This is a genomic window from Ruegeria sp. THAF57 (genome assembly GCF_903914075.1).
Lineage (GTDB): Bacteria > Pseudomonadota > Alphaproteobacteria > Rhodobacterales > Rhodobacteraceae > Ruegeria.
The window spans coordinates 59,778-79,954 of sequence record NZ_CAIWNQ010000003.1; the positions used below are offsets into that span (position 1 = coordinate 59,778).

At 57.6% G+C, this 20,177-nt stretch carries 20 protein-coding genes and 1 riboswitch; of the genes, 13 read left to right on the forward strand and 7 right to left on the reverse strand.

Annotation, left to right across the window (positions count from 1 at the left end; all coding sequences use genetic code 11):
- Positions 1-3: 3 nt before the first annotated feature.
- From RUESEDTHA_RS08215 to trpB, 13 genes are all read left to right on the forward strand, one after another.
- Positions 4-891: a hemolysin family protein gene (locus tag RUESEDTHA_RS08215; protein WP_180886065.1), complete on the forward strand. Its 888-nt coding sequence runs from the start codon at positions 4-6 to the stop codon at positions 889-891.
- Positions 888-2,384 carry an apolipoprotein N-acyltransferase gene (gene lnt, locus RUESEDTHA_RS08220; RefSeq protein ID WP_180886067.1) on the forward strand — a complete coding sequence of 499 codons (1,497 nt, stop codon included), beginning with the start codon at positions 888-890 and terminating at the stop codon, positions 2,382-2,384. Before RUESEDTHA_RS08215 ends, lnt begins: the two co-directional genes overlap by 4 nt.
- Before the next feature lie 42 nt (positions 2,385-2,426).
- A riboswitch (SAM-SAH riboswitch) is annotated at positions 2,427-2,475 on the forward strand.
- 5 nt (positions 2,476-2,480) lie between these two features.
- Positions 2,481-3,662 (forward strand): methionine adenosyltransferase, encoded by a 1,182-nt coding sequence (metK, locus tag RUESEDTHA_RS08225; protein WP_180886069.1) that lies wholly within the window; start codon positions 2,481-2,483, stop codon positions 3,660-3,662.
- Between the two features lie 126 nt (positions 3,663-3,788).
- Entirely contained in the window at positions 3,789-4,499 is a 711-nt protein-coding gene (locus tag RUESEDTHA_RS08230; RefSeq protein ID WP_180886071.1) for a tRNA (guanosine(46)-N(7))-methyltransferase TrmB, read from the forward strand.
- 69 nt (positions 4,500-4,568) lie between these two features.
- Positions 4,569-5,915, forward strand: a complete 1,347-nt coding sequence (aroA, locus tag RUESEDTHA_RS08235) for a 3-phosphoshikimate 1-carboxyvinyltransferase (protein WP_180886073.1) — start codon at positions 4,569-4,571, stop codon at positions 5,913-5,915.
- On the forward strand, positions 5,912-6,529 hold the full coding sequence (cmk, locus tag RUESEDTHA_RS08240) for a (d)CMP kinase (RefSeq protein WP_180886075.1): 618 nt from the start codon (positions 5,912-5,914) through the stop codon (positions 6,527-6,529). The genes aroA and cmk overlap by 4 nt, the downstream gene beginning before the upstream one ends.
- Positions 6,530-6,635: 106 nt before the next feature.
- On the forward strand, positions 6,636-7,151 hold the full coding sequence (locus RUESEDTHA_RS08245) for a hypothetical protein (protein WP_180886077.1): 516 nt from the start codon (positions 6,636-6,638) through the stop codon (positions 7,149-7,151).
- A 238-nt stretch (positions 7,152-7,389) separates the two neighbouring features.
- The gene (locus RUESEDTHA_RS08250; RefSeq protein WP_180886079.1) at positions 7,390-9,075 is read left to right on the forward strand and encodes a tryptophan halogenase family protein; all 1,686 of its coding nucleotides are present in this window, start codon (positions 7,390-7,392) and stop codon (positions 9,073-9,075) included.
- 294 nt (positions 9,076-9,369) lie between these two features.
- On the forward strand, positions 9,370-11,046 hold the full coding sequence (gene rpsA / locus RUESEDTHA_RS08255) for a 30S ribosomal protein S1 (protein WP_170462358.1): 1,677 nt from the start codon (positions 9,370-9,372) through the stop codon (positions 11,044-11,046).
- 272 nt (positions 11,047-11,318) lie between these two features.
- Positions 11,319-11,603 carry an integration host factor subunit beta gene (ihfB, locus tag RUESEDTHA_RS08260; RefSeq protein ID WP_037310872.1) on the forward strand — a complete coding sequence of 95 codons (285 nt, stop codon included), beginning with the start codon at positions 11,319-11,321 and terminating at the stop codon, positions 11,601-11,603.
- A 6-nt stretch (positions 11,604-11,609) separates the two neighbouring features.
- Positions 11,610-11,960 (forward strand): lipopolysaccharide assembly protein LapA domain-containing protein, encoded by a 351-nt coding sequence (locus tag RUESEDTHA_RS08265; RefSeq protein WP_180886856.1) that lies wholly within the window; start codon positions 11,610-11,612, stop codon positions 11,958-11,960.
- A 9-nt stretch (positions 11,961-11,969) separates the two neighbouring features.
- Complete coding sequence (locus RUESEDTHA_RS08270; RefSeq protein WP_180886081.1) at positions 11,970-12,611, forward strand: phosphoribosylanthranilate isomerase; 642 nt, start codon at positions 11,970-11,972, stop codon at positions 12,609-12,611.
- Positions 12,612-12,700: 89 nt separating this feature from the next.
- Positions 12,701-13,948, forward strand: a complete 1,248-nt coding sequence (gene trpB, locus RUESEDTHA_RS08275) for a tryptophan synthase subunit beta (protein ID WP_180886083.1) — start codon at positions 12,701-12,703, stop codon at positions 13,946-13,948.
- A gap of 97 nt (positions 13,949-14,045) precedes the next feature.
- On the opposite strand, the gene RUESEDTHA_RS08280 is transcribed toward trpB, so the two are convergent.
- The 7 genes from RUESEDTHA_RS08280 to RUESEDTHA_RS08310 all read right to left on the reverse strand — a co-directional run bounded on the left by RUESEDTHA_RS08280 (position 14,046) and on the right by RUESEDTHA_RS08310 (position 20,098).
- A complete protein-coding gene (locus RUESEDTHA_RS08280) occupies positions 14,046-14,420 on the reverse strand; it encodes a DUF2237 family protein (protein ID WP_180886085.1) in 375 nt (124 codons plus the stop codon).
- Positions 14,421-14,429: 9 nt separating this feature from the next.
- Positions 14,430-15,593 (reverse strand): serine hydrolase, encoded by a 1,164-nt coding sequence (locus RUESEDTHA_RS08285; RefSeq protein ID WP_180886087.1) that lies wholly within the window; start codon positions 15,591-15,593, stop codon positions 14,430-14,432.
- A gap of 82 nt (positions 15,594-15,675) precedes the next feature.
- Positions 15,676-16,368: an aminoacyl-tRNA hydrolase gene (pth, locus tag RUESEDTHA_RS08290; protein WP_180886089.1), complete on the reverse strand. Its 693-nt coding sequence runs from the start codon at positions 16,366-16,368 to the stop codon at positions 15,676-15,678.
- A gap of 139 nt (positions 16,369-16,507) precedes the next feature.
- Positions 16,508-17,167 carry a 50S ribosomal protein L25/general stress protein Ctc gene (locus RUESEDTHA_RS08295; RefSeq protein ID WP_171125779.1) on the reverse strand — a complete coding sequence of 220 codons (660 nt, stop codon included), beginning with the start codon at positions 17,165-17,167 and terminating at the stop codon, positions 16,508-16,510.
- Positions 17,168-17,413: 246 nt separating this feature from the next.
- Entirely contained in the window at positions 17,414-18,580 is a 1,167-nt protein-coding gene (locus tag RUESEDTHA_RS08300) for an alpha-hydroxy acid oxidase (protein ID WP_180886091.1), read from the reverse strand.
- Positions 18,581-18,741: 161 nt separating this feature from the next.
- Positions 18,742-19,533 carry a tryptophan synthase subunit alpha gene (gene trpA / locus RUESEDTHA_RS08305; protein ID WP_180886093.1) on the reverse strand — a complete coding sequence of 264 codons (792 nt, stop codon included), beginning with the start codon at positions 19,531-19,533 and terminating at the stop codon, positions 18,742-18,744.
- A gap of 79 nt (positions 19,534-19,612) precedes the next feature.
- Positions 19,613-20,098, reverse strand: a complete 486-nt coding sequence (locus tag RUESEDTHA_RS08310) for an acyloxyacyl hydrolase (protein WP_180886095.1) — start codon at positions 20,096-20,098, stop codon at positions 19,613-19,615.
- Between the last annotated feature and the right edge of the window lie 79 nt (positions 20,099-20,177).

Consider the following 20,177-nt stretch of genomic DNA (forward strand, 5'->3'; position numbering starts at 1 on the left):
AAAATGGGCGATACAGACGGCAGTTCTATGGCGGCGCAGGGCGCGCAACCAAAGGACGGCGACAATGACATAAGAGAGAAAACGGGTTTCTTTTCTCGAATAGTGGACGCGTTCTCGACCCAGAACGTCGAAGAGGTTGCTGCGGCCAACGGACACGAGGTCGACAAGAGCCAGCCACGGGGCATGATCAACCTGCGGCGTATGCGCGTCGAAGATGTGGCCATCCCAACAGCAGAGATCGTGTCTGTATCCTCGACCATCACCAAAGACGAATTGGCGCAGGTTTTTCGTGACAGCGGGCTGTCGCGGATACCGGTATACGAGGGGACGCTTGATACACCGCTTGGGTTTGTGCACCTCAAGGATTTTGCCCTGACGCATGGGTTCAACGGAACGTCCTCTGAATTTGATCTGGTGTCGATGCTGCGGACCCTGTTGTTTGTGCCGCCGTCAATGCCGATTGGGGTCTTGTTGACCAAAATGCAGACGGAACGCCGGCACATGGCGCTTGTGATAGACGAGTATGGCGGCGTTGACGGATTGCTGACGATCGAGGACCTGATTGAACAGGTGGTCGGTGAGATTGCTGATGAACATGACGCCGACGAAAGCCAGCTCTGGGTTGAAGAAAAGCCAGGTTGCTATGTGGTTCAGGCCCGTGTCCCGCTTGAAGAATTCGAAGCTGAGATCGGGCGCTCGCTGACCAGCCACGAGGATGTAGACGAAGAAGAGATCGACACGCTGGGCGGTTTGGTCTTCATGCTGTCGGGGCGTGTCCCTGCACGTGGCGAAGTTGTTCTGCACCCCGAGGGGCCAGAGTTCGAAGTCTTGGATGCCGATCCGCGCAGGATCAAACGCTTGCGTGTCATGTTGCCGGATATCGTTGCATGAACCCTGCCCAGGGCTTGCCTATTTGGTTGAGATTCTTGTTAGCGGCCATATTGGGCGCGGTAGCTGCGTTTGGTCTGGCGCCATTCGGGTTTTGGGTTGCATCCATTGCAGCGTTACTTGCTTTGGCGCCTCTGTATTTGGCAACGGAAACGCGGGCACAGGCGGCTTGGCTGGGGTGGGCCTTTGCGACGGGCTATTTCGCTCATGCGTTAAGTTGGATCATTGAACCGTTCCTTGTGGACGCGGAACGGCATGCCTGGATGGCACCCTTTGCGCTTGTGTTCATGGCCGGAGGGCTGGCGCTGTTCTGGGCGCTGGCTTTTTGGTTGGCGCGCCGCCCGGCGCAAGGTGCAGTTGATCAGGCTGTGTTTCTGGCCATCGCGATATCCTTGGCAGAGTGCGCGCGCGGTTACGTACTGACCGGATTTCCATGGGCTGGGTTGGCGCAGATTTGGGTCGCCACGCCCTTCGCTCAGGTTTTGGCGCTGGTTGGTCCATATGGGGTAGGCGCTCTGACGCTGTTGGCAACATTGCCTATGGGAGCCGCTCTGACGCAACGATCCTCGTTTGCGTTGCCTGCGTGCCTTTCTGTGGGGGTGGTGTGTTTGGCCCTTGGTTATGTTGCGTTTCGTCCTGATGTTGCCGAAACCGGGCATATCGTGCGTCTTATTCAGCCCAACGCCCCGCAACACCAGAAATGGGATCCGGACTATGCGCCGTTGTTTTTTGCGCGTCAGATTGAGTTCACGGCCGCGCAGCCAAAACCCGATTTGATTGTCTGGCCGGAAACTTCGGTGCCGGCGTGGTTGGGCAGCGCGCAACCTTATCTGGATGTCGTCGCGGATGCGGCACAGGGGACGCCGGTCTTTTTGGGTATTCAACGCGGGGACGGGCCTCGGATCTACAACTCGATGATTTATCTGAACGAGGACGGTCAACAACAAGGGCTGTACGATAAACATCACCTTGCCCCGTTCGGAGAATACGTGCCGCTTGGCGATCTCATGGCGCGACTTGGTATCTATGGCATGGCTGCAACCACCGGCAGTGGCTTCAGCGCCGGGCCGGGTGCTGCCTTGATGGATGCGGGCGCGCTGGGTAAGGCGCTGCCTTTGATTTGCTATGAAGCAGTCTTTACCCAGGATGTTCTGTCCGCTCCGGGACGTGCCGATTTCTTATTGCAGATTACCAATGATGCTTGGTTTGGAACGCGATCAGGCCCCTATCAACATCTGGCTCAAGCCCAAATGCGGGCCATTGAGCAGGGATTGCCCATGATGCGGTCAGCCAATACCGGCGTGTCGGCAATGATTGATCCGCTGGGCCGTATTACTCGGTCGCTTGCTTTGGGTGAGGCAGGGTATGTCGACGCAAACCTGCCAAAGCCTTTTGCGGTCACACTTTATTCAAGGATTGGTGACATACCCATCTTTTTACTGCTGGTCGGGGCGTCTACTCTGCTTTGGCGCAACGCTCGGAGAGAGGGCGCGTAATTTCGGATTGACCCGGTGATTTTGCGGGCGTATCTCATCGAATGCCTGTCACAACGGCTTCCTGGCGTGATGGGGAAATCTTAATGGAGCACTTTCATGTCCCGACAGAACTACACTTTCACTTCGGAATCAGTATCCGAAGGGCACCCGGATAAGGTTTGTGACCGGATTTCCGATGCCGTCCTAGACGCTTTTCTGAATGAAGAACCCGAAGCGCGCGTCGCGTGCGAAACCTTTGCCACGACTGACCGCGTTGTCATCGGCGGAGAAGTAGGTCTGTCTGATCAGGAAAAACTGCACGATTACATGGGCCGTATCGACGAGATCGCGCGCGCCTGTATCAAGGATATCGGCTATGAGCAGGACAAGTTCCACCACGAAACCGTCGAGGTGACGAACCTGCTGCACGAACAATCCGCGCATATCGCGCAGGGTGTTGATGCCTCGGGCGACAAGGACGAGGGCGCGGGCGATCAGGGGATCATGTTTGGCTACGCCACGACTGAAACTCCTGCGCTGATGCCAGCCCCGATCCAGTATTCCCACGCGATCCTGCGCCGTCTGGCCGAGGTTCGCAAAAACGGCACCGAGCCCGCGCTGGGCCCGGACGCGAAATCGCAACTGTCCGTCGTGTACCGTGACGGCAAGCCTGTGGGCGTCAGCTCGGTCGTGCTGTCGACACAGCATCTGGATGAGTCGCTGTCCTCTGACGATATCCGCGCGATTGTTGAGCCCTACATTACCGAAACCCTGCCCGAAGGCTGGCTGTCGACAGAAACCGAGTGGCACGTGAACCCGACCGGTAAGTTCGTGATCGGCGGCCCCGATGGCGATGCGGGCCTGACCGGGCGCAAAATCATCGTAGACACCTATGGCGGTGCCGCGCCTCATGGCGGCGGTGCGTTCTCGGGCAAAGACCCAACAAAGGTGGATCGTTCGGCTGCTTACGCCGCACGCTATCTGGCCAAGAACGTGGTGGCTGCGGGTATGGCGGAACGCTGCACGATCCAGCTCAGCTATGCGATTGGCGTGTCCAAACCTTTGTCGATCTATGCGGATACGCATGGTACTGGCCAGATTTCGGATGCCGAGATCGAAAAAGCCGTCGGTCAGGTGATGGACCTGACGCCGCGCGGCATTCGCCAGCACCTGCAGATGAACAAGCCGATCTACCAGCGCACGGCGGCCTACGGCCATTTCGGTCGTGAACCCGACGCGGATGGCGGTTTCAGTTGGGAACGAACCGATCTGGTGGATGCCCTGAAATCGGCTGTCTGATTGTTATCCAAAGGTGCGCCCTGACGGGCGCGCTCTATTCTGGTGCTTTTTGAGGGTGGCAGGTCTGTTGAGTGGACCGGGCCGCCCTCTTGTGTCCGTGGTGTCTGCGCAGTATGGGCTTCGCCCATGAGCAACCAGACGCCCCAACGCCCCCGCAGAAACTTTTATGGCCGCTTCAAGGGCAAGACCCTGAAGCCCAGTCAAAAGACTTATCTAAGTGAAGACCTCGAGGCGCTGTCACCCGGCGCGGTCGATTGGGAGAGTAACCCCGAACGCGCGCCGCTGGATTTGCAGGCGCTGTTTGGCGGACGGGATGTCTGGCTTGAGGTCGGTTTTGGCGGCGGTGAGCATCTGGTGCATCAGGCTGCCTGCAACCCAGATATCGGCATCATCGGGGCCGAGCCTTACATCAATGGCGTCGCCATGTTGCTGGGCAAGATCCGGCAGGCGGGGGTTGAGAATCTTGCCGTTCATCCCGGTGATGCACGTGATCTGTTTGACGTGTTGCCCGAGGCCAGTATCTCGCGCGCCTTCCTTCTCTATCCTGACCCATGGCCCAAAACGCGGCACCATCGCCGCCGGTTCGTGACGCCGGAACATCTGGAACCGCTGGCGCGGGTCTTGAAGCCGGGCTCGATTTTTCGGGTGGCGACGGATATTCCTGATTACGTCCGCCAGACGCTTGAGGAAGTGCCGCGCGCGGGTTTTGAGTGGTTGGCCGAGGGTCCTGCCGATTGGCGTGAGCCTTGGGGCGATTGGATTTCCACCCGCTATGAACAGAAAGCTCTGCGTGAAGGCCGCACGCCGCATTACCTGACCTTCCGCCGCAAGGGCTGATTGTCGCTGGACCATCTGGCCCCAATTCGCTAAGCGGCTAAGGCACTGATAGCGAAAACAGGAGCCCCCATGTCCGGACACGGTACGCCCATCCCGATGACCTCGCATCCCTGCGGCCCGTTGACCGGTACGGCAGAGGTGCCCGGCGACAAGTCGATCTCGCACCGTTCGCTGATTTTGGGTGCGATGGCGGTGGGTGAGACGAAGATCTCTGGTTTGCTGGAAGGTGAGGACGTTCTGGACACCGCCAAAGCGATGCGCGCCTTTGGGGCTGAGGTCATGGATCACGGCGGAGGAGAATGGACGGTGCATGGCGTGGGTGTCGGCGGCTTTGCTGAACCTGATCAGGTGATTGACTGCGGCAACTCTGGCACCGGGGTGCGGCTGATCATGGGCGCGATGGCGACCTGTCCGATCTCGGCCACGTTTACCGGCGATGCCAGCCTGAACAAGCGTCCGATGGCCCGAGTGACGGATCCGTTGGCTCTGTTTGGGGCGCAGGCCGTTGGGCGCTCGGGCGGGCGTTTGCCGATGACCATCGTGGGCGCGGCTGAACCTGTTCCGGTGCGATATGAAGTTCCGGTTCCGTCGGCGCAGGTGAAATCCGCCGTGCTGCTGGCCGGTCTTAACGCGCCGGGCAAAACCGTGGTGATCGAGAAAGAGGCCACCCGCGACCATTCCGAACGGATGCTGGCCGGGTTTGGCGCGGAAATCACCGTCGAGGATACGGATGAAGGGCGGGTGATCACTCTGACCGGGCGCCCCGAATTGAAACCGCAGGTGATTGCCGTGCCGCGTGACCCGTCCAGCGCGGCCTTTCCTGTTTGTGCCGCGCTGATCACGCCCGGCTCGGATGTGTTGGTGCCGGGCATTGGCCTGAACCCGACCCGCGCAGGACTGTTCACCACGCTGCGCGAGATGGGCGCGGACCTGACCTATGAAAACGAACGCGAGGAAGGCGGCGAACCGGTCGCTGACCTGCGCGCGAAATACTCGCCTAACATGAAGGGCATCAACGTGCCGCCGGAACGCGCGGCCTCGATGATCGACGAATATCCAGTGCTGTCCGTGGTTGCCGCGAATGCGACCGGAACGACGATGATGGGCGGCGTGAAAGAGCTGCGCGTCAAGGAAAGCGACCGGATCGACGCCATGGCCCGCGGGTTGCGCGCCAATGGCGTGACCGTGGAAGAGGGTGACGACTGGTGGTCGGTCGACGGGCTGGGCATTGGCAATGTCCCCGGCGGTGGTACCTGTGAAAGCTTTCTGGATCACCGCATTGCGATGTCCTTCATGGTGATGGGCATGGGCGCGAAAACGCCGGTTTCGGTGGATGATGGCGGCCCTATCGCGACCTCGTTCCCGATCTTTGAACCGTTGATGGCGGCGCTGGGTGCCAAGGTGGACCGCACGTGAGCTTCACGGTTGCCATAGACGGGCCAGCGGCGGCGGGGAAAGGCACGATCTCGAAAGGGGTATCCGCTCATTTCGGGTTCGCGCATCTGGACACCGGCCTGCTGTACCGTGCAGTTGGCCGCAGGACACTGGATGGGATGGAACCGGTCGCAGCCGCTCAGGCTTTGACTGCTGAAGAGTTAGGGCAGGGCGATCTGCGCACCGCCGAAATCGCGCAGGCCGCGTCAAAAGTGGCTGTGATCCCCGAGGTTCGGTCAGCACTTGTGGACTTTCAGCGCAGTTTCGCAACCCGCCCCGGAGGCGCCGTTCTGGATGGGCGCGATATCGGAACGGTGATCTGCCCGGACGCCGAGGTGAAGCTGTTTGTTACCGCCAGCGCCGAGGTTCGGGCAGAACGGCGGTATCTGGAACTTAAGGGCAAAGGATCCGATATGACGCGGGCGCAGGTTCTGGAAGATGTCCGCGAACGCGACGCCCGCGACGCCGAGCGCAGCACGGCCCCTATGAAACCTGCGGAGGATGCTGTGCTGCTGGATACGTCGAACCTGAGTATCGATGCCGCGTTGGCCGAGGCGATTGCCATAGTTGAAGACGCCAAACGCAAGGTGTCCTAGAACCTTGGCAGCTCTCACGATTTTGGGAACGCTCCTCACCAAGCTTTGTTTGGTCAGACGCCTCAAGGCTGCGTAGGGTGAATTGGTAATCCGCAGGAGCGATACCATGATCCGATTGACCTTAGCTCTGATTTTTCTGGCCGGAAGTCTGGCTGCGCAAGAAGTCGAGCCACCCATGACCTATGAGCGTCTTGGGAAGATAATTTTTGCGCTGGATCCTGAAGCGCAACCCCAAGGGCCGGGTTTCCAAATGACTGTCTCGGATGTTTCAGTCTTGGTGATCACGGATATCAACGCGGATCGGATGCGTGCGATGGTTTCCATCAGCAGCGCCGCTGATCTGTCGGCCGCGGACCTTCAACGCATGATGCAGGCGAATTTCGACAGCACTCTGGACGCGCGTTATGCCATCGCCAACGGCACGTTGTGGGCCGCATTTATTCACCCCCTGTCCAAACTGGACAAGGACCAGCTGATTTCGGGGCTGGCCCAGACCGTGAATATCGCCAAGACATATGGCACCCTGTATTCAGGTGGTGCCGCCGAGTTCGGAGGGGGCGATAGCCAGGATCTTCAGCGTGAGCTGATTGATGAACTGCTGAAGAAGGGCGAGGAAATCTAATCCATCTAGGGATTTGTGCTATTCGTAACGCTGGGATTGCCAATAGTTGCCAGCCCGCAATAACGGTTGAAACCGGGGCATGTTTGATGAATTTCACCGGGATCATAGCGGTGATGGGATGGGGGCATCCTCACGGATTGTCACAGCTTTGAACATGCTGGCAACCAAGGCGTCCTAGGCCCTAGCGAGGTATCGGAAAGCTGGTATAGTCCCCTGAATATTGAGGGGGGAGAGCTAAATGAATAACCGTTTGCGTAAAATCACTATCGTCGGCGGCGGCACCGCAGGTTGGATGACCGCGCTGATCCTTGAGATGGTGTTTTCTCGCACGTCAACTCCAAAGGACCGACCGCGTATCTGCCTGATCGAAAGCCCGAATATTTCGACTGTGGGGGTGGGCGAGGCCACCGTGCCCCGCATGCCGGTTACGCTCCGGCAGGCGGGGATTGCCGAGCGGGACTTTTTCCGCGAGACGAACGCGTCGTTCAAACTGGGTGTGAAGTTCTGTAACTGGAACAACGACGCCAAGGGCAATCGCGTCGACTATATGAACCCTTTTGCCCATGGCCAGATGCTGGAAGGGTTGGAGGCGGCCGAGTATTTCCTGCGCTTTGGCAATGGGGATCGGGACTTTACGCAGTCTATCTCGCCGCATGACGATCTGGCCCGCCTGTGTAAAGGCGCGCGGCCACTGGGTGCACCGGAATTCGAACAACGGTTCGGCTTTGCATACCACCTCGACGCGGTGAAGTTCGCTGGGATGCTGACGAAGGTCTGCACCAAGCGCGGTGTCGAACACATTCAGGATGAGGTCCAGTCGGTCGAGCTGGATGAACAGGGCAATGTCAGCCATCTGATGCTGCAGCGCAAAGGCCGCCACGATATCGAGATGGTTGTGGATTGCACCGGGTTCCGGGGATTGATTATCAATCAGGCTCTGGGTGAGCCGTTCATGGATTATTCGGACTACCTGCCCAATGACCGGGCCATGGCCTTGCAGGTCGAACATCCTGACCCCGAAAAGATCGAAAGCGCAACGCGGTCTACGGCACTTGGGGCTGGTTGGACGTGGCGAGTGCCGTTGTTCAATCGTGTGGGCACGGGCTATGTGTATTCCTCTGCGCACCGCACGGATGATCAAGCGGCGGATGAATACCTTGAATGGCTGGGCGACAGCGGCAAAGGATTGACGCCGCGTGTGATCCCAATGCGGGTTGGGCGGGTGCGCAATGCCTGGGTCAAGAACTGCGTGGCCATCGGTTTGTCCGGCGGATTTATCGAGCCGTTGGAAAGCACCGCGATTCATATGATCGACCACGCGGTGCGCTGGTTCGCCGAACATCTGCCGACGCAGGCGATCGAACCGTCCTTGCGGGCGCGGTACAACCGGCAGATGGACAAGCTTTATGACGAGGTGCTCGAATTCATCTGTCTGCACTACCGCTTGGGCAACCGCACGGATGATCAATATTGGATCGACGCCCGGACCGAGATGAAAATTCCCGACCGGTTAGCCGAGAATCTTGAACTGTGGCAGCACCGCTTGCCGATGCAGCACGATGTTGAGTTCGCGACGCTGTTTGATCACCGCGTTTACCAGACGGTGCTTTTGGGCAAACAAGTCTACGATACAGGCTATGGCACCGGCATTCGTGATCGGGTGCGGCCTTTAAAAAAGCCGATCTGGTTCCAGTGGTGGAAGGGCGCGAAAGTAGACCTTGCGCAAATTCTCAAGTCTATGCCGGATCACAAGACTCTTTTGCGTGATATCCGAGGAGAGTTGGAAAAGCCCGCCTTTGGCAAAGCAGTGGCTGCGAAGCCGACGGTCGCGATGCCGGGTGCGAAACCTGCGCCGGTGGCCGTTCAGAACATGCCCAATTTTGCTGAAATCCAAAGCGGCGCAAAGGATTTGCAGTTGTTCTAGATTTTTCCTGTGAGCCGGGCGGTGAAATTCGCCCGGTCGCTGGGCCATTTTTCAGCAGGTATTGCAGGTTATGGCGCCTATCGCCCGTTATAACTTGCGGTGCCTTGGCGAACCCGCTATAGAGCGCGCGTCGACAAGGCGATTTGAGCCATAAAACAATGAGACGAGCAGGGTCGGAAACAACCGGCCCTCTTTGTTTTGCGGCATATGTCAGGTCGTCTGACCAATCCACTAAGACCGGCGGAGACAACCGCTCGGCCAGCAAAAACGTACTGTAAAGGAAAACAACGCCACATGGCTAACGCATCCATGGAGGAATTCGAAGCCCTCCTTAATGAAAGCTTCGAAATGGACACACCCGAAGAGGGTTCTGTTGTCAAAGGCAAGGTTCTGGCGATCGAAGCCGGCCAAGCAATCATCGACGTAGGCTACAAAATGGAAGGCCGCGTTGATCTGAAAGAATTCGCAAATCCCGGCGAAGCCCCTGAAATCGCTGTAGGTGACGAGGTCGAAGTTTACCTGCGTGCCGCAGAAAACGCCCGTGGCGAAGCTGTCATCTCGCGCGAGATGGCCCGCCGTGAAGAGGCATGGGACCGTCTGGAAAAAGCATATGCCGACGACCAGCGCGTCGAAGGTGCAATCTTTGGTCGCGTCAAAGGTGGCTTCACCGTCGATCTGGGTGGCGCAGTTGCGTTCCTGCCCGGTTCGCAGGTTGATGTTCGCCCTGTGCGCGACGCCGGCCCGCTGATGGGTCTGAAGCAGCCGTTCCAGATTCTGAAAATGGACCGCCGCCGTGGCAACATCGTTGTGTCGCGTCGCGCAATCCTGGAAGAATCGCGTGCCGAACAGCGCGCCGAAGTGATCGGCAACCTGTCCGAAGGTCAGACCGTCGAGGGTGTTGTCAAGAACATCACCGAATACGGTGCATTCGTTGACCTGGGCGGCGTTGACGGCCTGCTGCACGTCACCGACATGGCATGGCGTCGTGTGAACCACCCGTCCGAGATCCTGACGATCGGCGAAACCATCAAGGTTCAGGTCATCAAGATCAACAAAGAGACCCACCGCATTAGCTTGGGCATGAAGCAGCTGCAAGAAGATCCGTGGGATCTGGTTGCTGCCAAGTACCCACTGGGCTCGGTTCATCAGGGTCGCGTCACCAACATCACCGACTACGGCGCGTTCGTCGAGCTGGAAGCCGGTGTCGAAGGTCTGGTGCACGTGTCCGAGATGTCCTGGACCAAGAAAAACGTCCACCCCGGCAAGATCGTTTCGACCAGCCAGGAAGTCGACGTCATGGTTCTGGAAATCGACGGCGCCAAGCGTCGCGTGTCTCTGGGCCTGAAGCAGACCATGCGCAACCCGTGGGAAGTGTTTGCAGAAACACACCCCGAGGGCACCGAGGTCGAAGGCGAAGTCAAGAACATCACCGAATTCGGTCTGTTCATTGGCCTCGAAGGCGACATCGACGGCATGGTACACCTGTCCGACCTGTCTTGGGACGAGCGTGGCGAAGATGCGATCCAGAACTACCGCAAAGGCGACATGGTTTCGGCCGTCGTTTCGGAAGTTGATGTCGAGAAAGAGCGTATCTCGCTGTCGATCAAAGCCCTGGGCGGTGACAAGTTCGCCGAAGCCGTGGGCGGCGTGAAGCGCGGTTCGGTCATCACCGTTGAAGTGACCGCGATCGAAGATGGCGGCATCGAGGTCGAATACGAAGGCATGAAGTCGTTCATCCGTCGTTCCGACCTGAGCCGTGACCGCGCAGAGCAGCGCCCCGAGCGTTTCAACACTGGCGACAAGGTCGACGTCCGCGTCACCAATGTCGACAGCAAGACCCGCCGTCTGGGCCTGTCGATCAAAGCACGCGAGATCGCCGAAGAGAAAGAGGCCGTGGAACAGTACGGTTCTTCCGACTCGGGCGCATCGCTGGGCGACATCCTGGGTGCAGCGCTGAAGTCCGGCGACTAAGCCCCGGCCATCAGCCAAAACCTAATTCACGGCCTCGCGCATATGCGCGGGGCCGTTTTTGTTGCGAATCAATATGTTCCAAAATTTGCGGTCAGTTTCCGCATCACGCTCTCATTTCCGGTTCATTTCCCTTAAACCGGCAAAAAATCGTGCGAGTTTTCAGTAAAATTAAGGCTTTGCGCCCAGAGTCAACATTCCCCCAATCAGGGTTTCTTTCTATACTGCCCGGAATGATTGACATGGTTAACCGGTCGCCTGGGAGGGTAGCGCACATGATCCGTTCAGAACTGATTCAGAAAATTGCCGACGAAAATCCGCATCTCTATCAGCGTGATGTTGAGCGTATCGTGAATACCGTGTTCGAAGAAGTTACGGATGCCATGGCGCGTGGTGATCGTGTTGAACTGCGCGGATTCGGCGCATTTTCGGTCAAGCAGCGCGATGCCCGCGTGGGCCGAAATCCCAGAACGGGTGAAACTGTTCAGGTTGAAGAAAAATGTGTTCCATTTTTCAAGACGGGCAAGTTGCTAAGGGATCGTTTGAACGGTAAAGCCTAGGCCATGATGCGCTACCTTCGATATGCTTTTCTGGCGATCCTCGGGATCGTTCTGATTTCGGTTTCTCTTGCCAACCGCGAAACCGTGGAATTGACGCTGATGCCGCAGGCTTTGGCCGATCTGCTTGGGTTCAATTTCAGTGCGTCGCTGCCTTTGTTCCTTGTGGTTCTGGGCGGCGTGGTTGCTGGCCTTGTCATCGGTTTCCTGTGGGAATGGCTGCGTGAGCATAAGCACCGCCGTGATGCGACCGCCAAGACAAGCGAAGTCCGCAAGCTTGAGCGTGAGGTCAAGAAGCTCAAGAAAAAGCAGAACGAAGGTAAAGACGAAGTTCTTGCGCTGCTGGACGAAGCCAGCTGAGGCCATCTGATGCCGGAAATTTCCGTCAAAATCTGCGGCCTGACCGCACCGGATCACGTACGCGCCGCGGCCGAGGCCGGGGCGCGGTACCTTGGGTTCAATTTTTTCCCGAAGTCCCCCCGCTATGTCTCGCCCGCGCAAGCGGCAGCGTTGATGCAGGCCGTGCCGGTTGGGGTGGCTAAAGTGGCCTTGGTGGTGAACGCTTCGGACGAAGAATTGGACAGTATCACCGGGGCGGCCCCGTTTGATATGTTGCAGTTGCACGGGTCCGAAAGCGTTGACCGTGTGCGTGAAATCAAAGCGCGCTATGGTTTGCCTGTGATTAAGGTGATCGGGGTAGCCGATGCCGAAGATTTAGCCGCAATCGACGAATACAGCGACGTTGCCGATCAGCTTTTGATTGACGCCAAGCCACCCAAGAATGCGGTCTTGCCGGGCGGCAATGGGCTGGCCTTTGATTGGCGGTTGTTGGCCGGACGCAAGTATTGGCGCAAACCGTGGATGCTGGCAGGTGGTCTGAACCCGGACAACGTGGCCGAAGCGATCCGCATGACGGGTGCGCGTCAGGTCGATGTGGCCTCTGGCGTGGAAAGCGCGCCGGGTGTCAAGGACCCTGCCCTGATCAGCGCGTTCATCAAGGCCGCTCAATAGCGCCGCTCTGGGTGCCTTGACGTACGTTTTGCCATGGCAAATCCCGCAGCTACCTCCTATGAACAACGGGTACGACGATGGAGACAGCCATGGCCAACGATCTTTTCAATTCCTTTATGTCCGGCCCCGACGAACAGGGACGTTTCGGCATTTTCGGCGGGCGATTTGTCAGCGAGACGCTGATGCCTCTGATCCTGTCGCTGGAAGAGGAATATGAGAAGGCCAAGGATGATCCGACCTTCTGGGCCGAGATGGACGATTTGTGGGCCAACTATGTGGGCCGACCCTCGCCGCTGTATTACGCGGAACGTCTGACCGAACATCTGGGCGGCGCAAAGATTTACCTGAAACGTGATGAGCTGAACCACACTGGCGCGCACAAGATCAACAACGTGTTGGGCCAGATCATTCTGGCGCGCCGCATGGGCAAGACCCGGATCATCGCCGAAACCGGGGCAGGGCAGCACGGCGTGGCCACTGCCACCGTCTGCGCCAAATTCGGCTTGAAATGCGTGGTTTATATGGGCGCCCATGACGTGCAGCGTCAGGCGCCAAACGTGTTCCGTATGCGCCTGCTGGGGGCCGAGGTGATTCCGGTGACTTCAGGCCGTGGTACGTTGAAAGACGCGATGAATGACGCGCTGCGCGACTGGGTGACCAATGTGCGCGACACGTTCTATTGCATCGGCACCGTAGCCGGTCCGCACCCGTATCCGGCGATGGTGCGTGATTTTCAGTCGATAATCGGCAAGGAAGCCAAGGAACAGATGCACAAGGCCGAAGGCCGTCTGCCCGACACGATCATCGCCGCCATCGGCGGTGGGTCGAACGCGATGGGGCTGTTCTACCCGTTCCTTGACGACAAATCCGTCAACATCATTGGCGTTGAAGCCGGCGGTAAAGGCGTGAATGAAAAGATGGAGCATTGCGCGTCGCTGACCGGCGGTCGTCCCGGTGTGCTGCATGGCAACCGCACCTATCTGCTGCAGGATGATGACGGGCAGATTCTTGAGGGCTATTCGATTTCGGCCGGTTTGGATTACCCCGGTATCGGGCCGGAACATTCGTGGTTGAATGACGTTGGCCGCGCCAACTATGTCTCGATCACCGATAAAGAGGCGTTGGAGGCGTTCCAACTGTGCTGCGCGACCGAAGGCATTATTCCCGCGCTCGAGCCCAGCCACGCGCTTGCCCATGTGATGAAGATTGCGCCGGAACTGCCCAAAGATCATCTGATCTGCATGAACATGTGCGGACGCGGCGACAAGGATGTGCAGACCGTGGCGAAATATCTAAACTTCGATATGTCGGATACCGAAGGACGCACGGCAGACTAACCTTTTAGTTCGACTAAGAAACGGCGCGCCATTTGGCCGCGCCGTTTTTTGAATCTGGAATTCATAAAAGTTGGGCAGGCGATCCTTGCCTGACCCGTTAGTCCGGTGCCGCCTGTTCCTGTAAGACGCGCAGCGGCACAACGTCCAACGCCCTTTGATGTGTTGCTTCAAGATGCACCATGGGCGCGCAACCTTCGTCATAGGCTTGAAGAAACCGCCCGGCGCACAGGCACCAGCTATCGCCCGGTTTGAGGCCTGCAAAGTCGAACTCGGGGCGTGGTGTGCTCAGATCGTTACCAACATATTTCGAGTAGGCCAGGAATTCGGCTGTCATGACCGCGCAAACAGTATGGCTGCCCTGGTCCTCGGGGCAGGTGTTGCACGCCCCATCCCGAAAAAAACCGGTCAGGGGATCGCGCGAGCAGGGGGCAAGAACACCCCCAAGCACATTTATACTGCCCTGCTTCTGCATAGCGCCATCTTACAGGCTTTGCGCAATTTTGCGGAACATTTCGATATTTTCTTCGTTCACACCTGGATCGCGGAAGTTACGGTCCGCCCCGGTTGAAACGATCAGGACATCGCGGGCTTGGTCAAAATAGATATATTGGCCATAAACGCCGCGCGCCAGAAACTCTCCTTCATGCGCGCCGACCGGAATCCACCATTGATAGCCATATCCGATTTTCCCGGTCTCAGTCGGTGCGCTGGGCGCGACCGCTTCGGCGATCCATTCGGCAGGGATAAGTTGCTGCCCGTTATGTGACCCATTCTGTAATACAACCTGCCCAAATCGGGCAAAGTCGCGGGTGGTGAAATTCAGCCCACCCAACACGAACGCGACCCCAGCGCCATCCGTCACGTAATAGCCATCCTGCTCCAGCCCAAGCGGTTGCAAGATCCGATCTGTCAGTAATTCGGCGACGCTGCGCCCGGTCGCGCCACGGATCACCATGCCAATGACATGCGTGTCAATCGAAACATACTGCCAGGTTTCCCCGGGGGCGGTGAAGCTGTCCTGAAGCGAGGCTGCAAAGTCGTCCAGCTCGCCACCCAGCGCAAGCACCCGGCCCATCCGGTTAATGTCGGAATCGTAATCCAGATAGTCCTCGTTGAACGTCACGCCGCTGGCCATGTTCAACACATTGCGGATCGTGGCGCCGTCATAAGCCGAGCCCTCCAATTCCGGTGCGTATTTTGTGACCGGGTCATCAAGCGAGTCGATCGCACCTTCGGCCAGAAGGATACCCAACAGGGAAGAGAGATAGCTTTTGGCGACCGACCACGAAATGCGCCGATCATCAGGTCCGGTGTCCAGATAATATTCCTCGAACCGGATCTGCCCATTCTGCATCACCAGCAAAGACGTTACGGTCCGGTCCTCGATCCAGCCGTCGGTGCCTTCGGGCAGATCGAAGCCCGGTCCGTAAGGCAGCTCCCAAGTTGGTCCGTCCCCACGCGGCAAGTCCACTTTTAGAAAAGCTTCGTCCATATGAGAAAAATTGTGGACGATCTTGTCCTCAGCGAACAAGGAGTTGACGGCCATAAGGCGTTGGATTTCTTCGCGTTTCCAGAAGCCAACAACAACCGCCGCCAGCACTAACATCAAAACGATGCGCAGCACCCATTTCAAAAAAGTTCTCATCCAATTCCTCCCATATTCGGGTGGTATTGGAACGCGATTGGGTGGGAACCGCAAATGATACGTTGCGGCAATGTTGGTGTGTCTATTTGAATTTGTCCAACAGCCGCTGCATGGCCGATCGGTCGTCGGGTGTTGGCTGTGATTCTGGTTGCGAAATTGGTTTTGCAGTCGGCTTGGCAGGCCCAGAGGGGGACTTTGAAGACCGTGGCGGGGCTGTGCGCAAGGCGACAGCGTTCATAAACTTGCCGCCCTCTCCGTCAGCCAGATGTCCGGCACCGTCGGATACACCATGCAGGACGTCGTCAAGCCAGTCGCTGTCGGCCTTGGCAAAATCACCCAAAACATAGGGTGAGACCATTTCCTTGCGCCCGGGATGGCCGATCCCGAGCCGCACCCGGTCATAAGCCGGGCTGATATGTTCGTGGATCGAGCGCAGCCCATTATGGCCAGCATGCCCTCCACCTGCTTTGACCCGCACTTTGCCCGGCGCAAGGTCCAGCTCATCATGGAAAACGGTCACGTCGGTCGAGTCGAGCTTGTAAAAGCGCATCGCCTCGCCAACGGACTGGCCCGAGCGGTTCATGAAAGTCTGTGGTTTAATCACAAGAACCTTTTCGCCGCCCAGCCGCCCTTCGGCAATTTCGGCCTGGAACTTTGATTTCCACGGTCCGAAGCCGTGATCATCCGCGATCCTGTCGACAGCCATAAAGCCAATATTATGCCGGTTTCGGGCATATTTTGATCCCGGGTTTCCCAAGCCGACAAACAGCTTCATTCCTACGTCCTTACTTTGCGCACCGATCTGCAATTGGTTGATGGCATGGATCAGGGGCAGTTTTCCAGCCCGATCAGACCAAAAGAAAAGACGGGACCCAAGGGCCCCGTCCGAAAAATCTGGAACTTCGTGTCCGGATTTATTCTTCGGCTTCTTCCTTGCCGACGACTTCGACCTCATCAGGTGCCACTTCGCCCTCTTCACCTTCTTCGTCGTCGCTGGACGACAGACCAGTCGGTGCCGAGATGTTGGCGATCACGAAGTCACGGTCGATGGTCGGCTTGGTGCCTGCAGGCAGGTCAACCGACGAGATGGTGACAACGTCGTTGATGTTCAAACCGGTCAGATCAACAGTGATCTTCTCGGGAATTTCACCAGCGGTACACATCAGCTCGACCTCAGGACGGACAACGGTCAGAACGCCGCCCTTCTTGATGCCGGGCGCTTCTTCTTCGTTGACGAACTCAACGGGGATGAACAGCGCGATCTTGGTGGTCCGACGCAGGCGCATCAGGTCCAGATGGGTCGGCAGGTCTTTGACAACGTCACGCTGTACGTCACGGCAAATGACGCGCACGTCTTCGTGTCCTTCAACCTTCAGGTTCCAAAGAGTTGACTTGAACCGGCCCGCTTTCAGGCGCTTGAACAGAACGTTGAACGGGATGTTGATCGGCAGCGGTTCTTTATCGCCACCAAATACAATGCCCGGAACCATGCCGTCGCGGCGTGCTTGACGAGCGGCGCCCTTGCCTGTCCCCGTCCGTTCCAGAGCTACGAGATCAGGAATCTCACCAGCCATGATATATTCTCCAATGTTAGGGCGGGCATCCTCCAAGGCTGTATGCCCGCGTGAAGCCGCGTCCATAGCTTGATTCACTACAATTGGAAAGGGCTTTTTACGGGATCAGGTTCATTGCGAGGCTCTGCCTCGCGCTCCGGGATATTTAAGGCCAGATGAATGAAGGATCCCTGCTTCATCTGGCTAAAAATATCCCGGGGGAGTCGCCCAAAGGGCGACGGGGGCAGAGCCCCCTAAACCCGATGGTCAGACTTGCCAGCGACCGCCAAAATCCTCGGGGACCAAAAGGTTGTGGCGACCCAAGTCGCCAACGTGGCGCTCGCCGCACAGCGCCATAGTGGTATCAAGCTCTTTATGAATGACATCCAGCGCGGTCGTAACGCCTTTTTGCCCCATTGCGCCCAGCCCATAGACAAAGGCGCGGCCGATATAAGTGCCTTTTGCGCCCAGAGCCAGTGCCTTGAGCACGTCTTGGCCTGAACGAATGCCGCTGTCCAGGTGAACCTCGACATCTCCACCGACCGCATCCATGATTTCGGGCAAAACGCGGATTGAGCTAAGTGCCCCATCCAACTGGCGCCCGCCGTGATTTGACACGACGATTGCGTCGGCCCCCAACTTGGCCGCCATCTTTGCATCCTCGGCGTCCAGTATGCCCTTGAGGATCACTTTGCCGCCCCACTGCTCCATCAGCTTTTCGACTTTTTTCCAGTCAAGGCTGGGGTCAAACTGTTCCGCTGTCCAAGCGCCGAGCGAGGAAGCATCCGACACCCCTTCGGCGTGGCCGACGATATTGCCGAATTCTCGCCGATGTGCGCCCAGCATTTCAATGCCCCATGCCCATTTGGTCATGAGGTTTGCGACGGTTTTCGCAGTCAGTTTTGGTGGAGCAGACAGGCCGTTTTTCAGGTCCTTGTGCCGCTGGCCAAGAATTTGCAAGTCCAGAGTGATGACAAGGGCCGAGCAGTTCGCGTCTTTTGCGCGTTGGATCAGGCGTCCGACATAATCCTGATCTTTCATTGTATAAAGTTGGAACCAGAATGGTTTTGTCGTGTGTTCAGCCACATCTTCGATCGAGTTGATTGACATGGTGGACAGCGTGAAGGGAACGCCGAATTCTTCGGCGGCTTTGGCAGCCTTCATCTCTCCGTCGGCGTGTTGCATCCCGGTCAATCCGACGGGGGCCAGTGCAACCGGCATCGCAACGTCTTGGCCAATCATTTGTGATGCGGTCGAGCGCCCGGCCATGTCCACGGCGACGCGTTGGCGTAGGCGAATATCTTCGAAATCCGAGCTGTTTTCGCGAAACGTTTGTTCTGTCCAGCTTCCGCTTTCGGCGTAGTCGAAAAACATCCGCGGGACGCGTCGTTCGTAGATCCGTTTAAGGTCTTCTATGTTTGTGATGACTGGCATTTGGCTTTGGCCTTTTGAATTGGTTCTTTTTTCTTACCAATTATACGGAGGTGCCGCAACGTCCCAAGTCTGCGGTCTGTTGCCGCGCCGAAGGAACGCAAAAAACCGCGGGTGGAAGAGGCCAGCCGCGGTTGATCATATTTTTGGGTCTGTCAGTGTTTTCAGGCCGAATGGGCCCCGTCGGCCAGCGTTTTTACAAAGCTCAGTACGTCGGAAACCGGTTTGCCAGCGGCGATCTGGCTGACGATCGCGGACCCGACTACCGCGCCGTCTGCCACAGAAGCGATCGCGCGGGATTTTTCGGGTGTGTTGATTCCAAAGCCGACAATGACAGGCAGGTCCGTTGCCGCCTTGATCCGGGCGACCTCGGGACCGACATTCGTTGCTTGGGCTTCGGCGGCGCCGGTGATCCCCGTGATCGAGACGTAGTATACAAAGCCCGACGTATTTTGCAGAACGCGGGGCAGACGCTTGTCGTCGGTTGTCGGGGTTGCAAGGCGGATAAAGTTCAGACCCGCCGCCTGAGCAGGCAGGCAAAGCTCTTCGTCTTCTTCGGGGGGAAGGTCTACGACGATCAGCCCGTCAATACCCGCAGCTTTGGCATCGGCCAGAAACGTGTCGACCCCGCGACTGTAAATCGGGTTGTAGTACCCCATCAGGACGATGGGTGTCGTATCATCCGTCTCGCGGAAGGCGCGCGCCAGATCCAAGGTTCTTTGCAAGGTCATACCGCCGTCCAGGGCACGCTGTCCGGCGGCCTGAATCGTCGGGCCGTCGGCCATGGGATCGGTGAATGGCAGACCAAGTTCGATCACATCGACACCTGCACCCGGCAGTCCCTTCACGATTTCGAGCGAAGTATCGAAATCAGGGTCTCCGGCCATGATGTAGGCGACAAAGGCTTTCTTGTTTTCGGCCTTCAGAGCGGCAAACTTGGCGTCGATACGGGTCATCAGCAGTCCTTGCAAACAGGTTTGAACCTGATGTGCAGAAACTTTGCGCGGAAATCAATCCCGCCGGGGCCAGATTGGCTTAGAACCCGTAGTGATATCGCAGGAACAGGGCATTCACACCGGGGTTGAAGCTTTCGGTGCTGGCATTGGACTTGTGCGTTACAGCCAGAGAAATAGCGTTGCCGCTGTTCAAATTGTAGCCAACCCCCAGAAGGCTGCGAATTTGGAAGCTGCCGCCCAAGTCGTTGTTGTCATTAGATGCGTTGTAGTAGCCGGGCATGACACTGAGTTCGGCAAACCAGCGGTCCGAGAATGAGTAGACGCCAATCAAACCCGCACCGATATGCGTGTCGCCATCGACATCAACCGTCAGTGCTGCCCCCCAGCCCGCACTAAACCGGGTGGCTTGGTGAAACGGACTGTGCTGGTATTCCAGCGAAAAGATGGCCTGATCCTCGCCATTGCTATCGGAAAAATCAGCGTAGCCTGCTCCGAAAATTACGGATTGAGCGTGTGCTGTAGCCGCTGAAAGCAAGAAAGCAGTGAAAATAAGAAGGAATTTCATAAGGCATCTTCGTCAATCTGTTCGCGATAGGTCTGAGAGTGATTACGTTTGGTCAACAAAATCAAGTCGAGATCGAGAC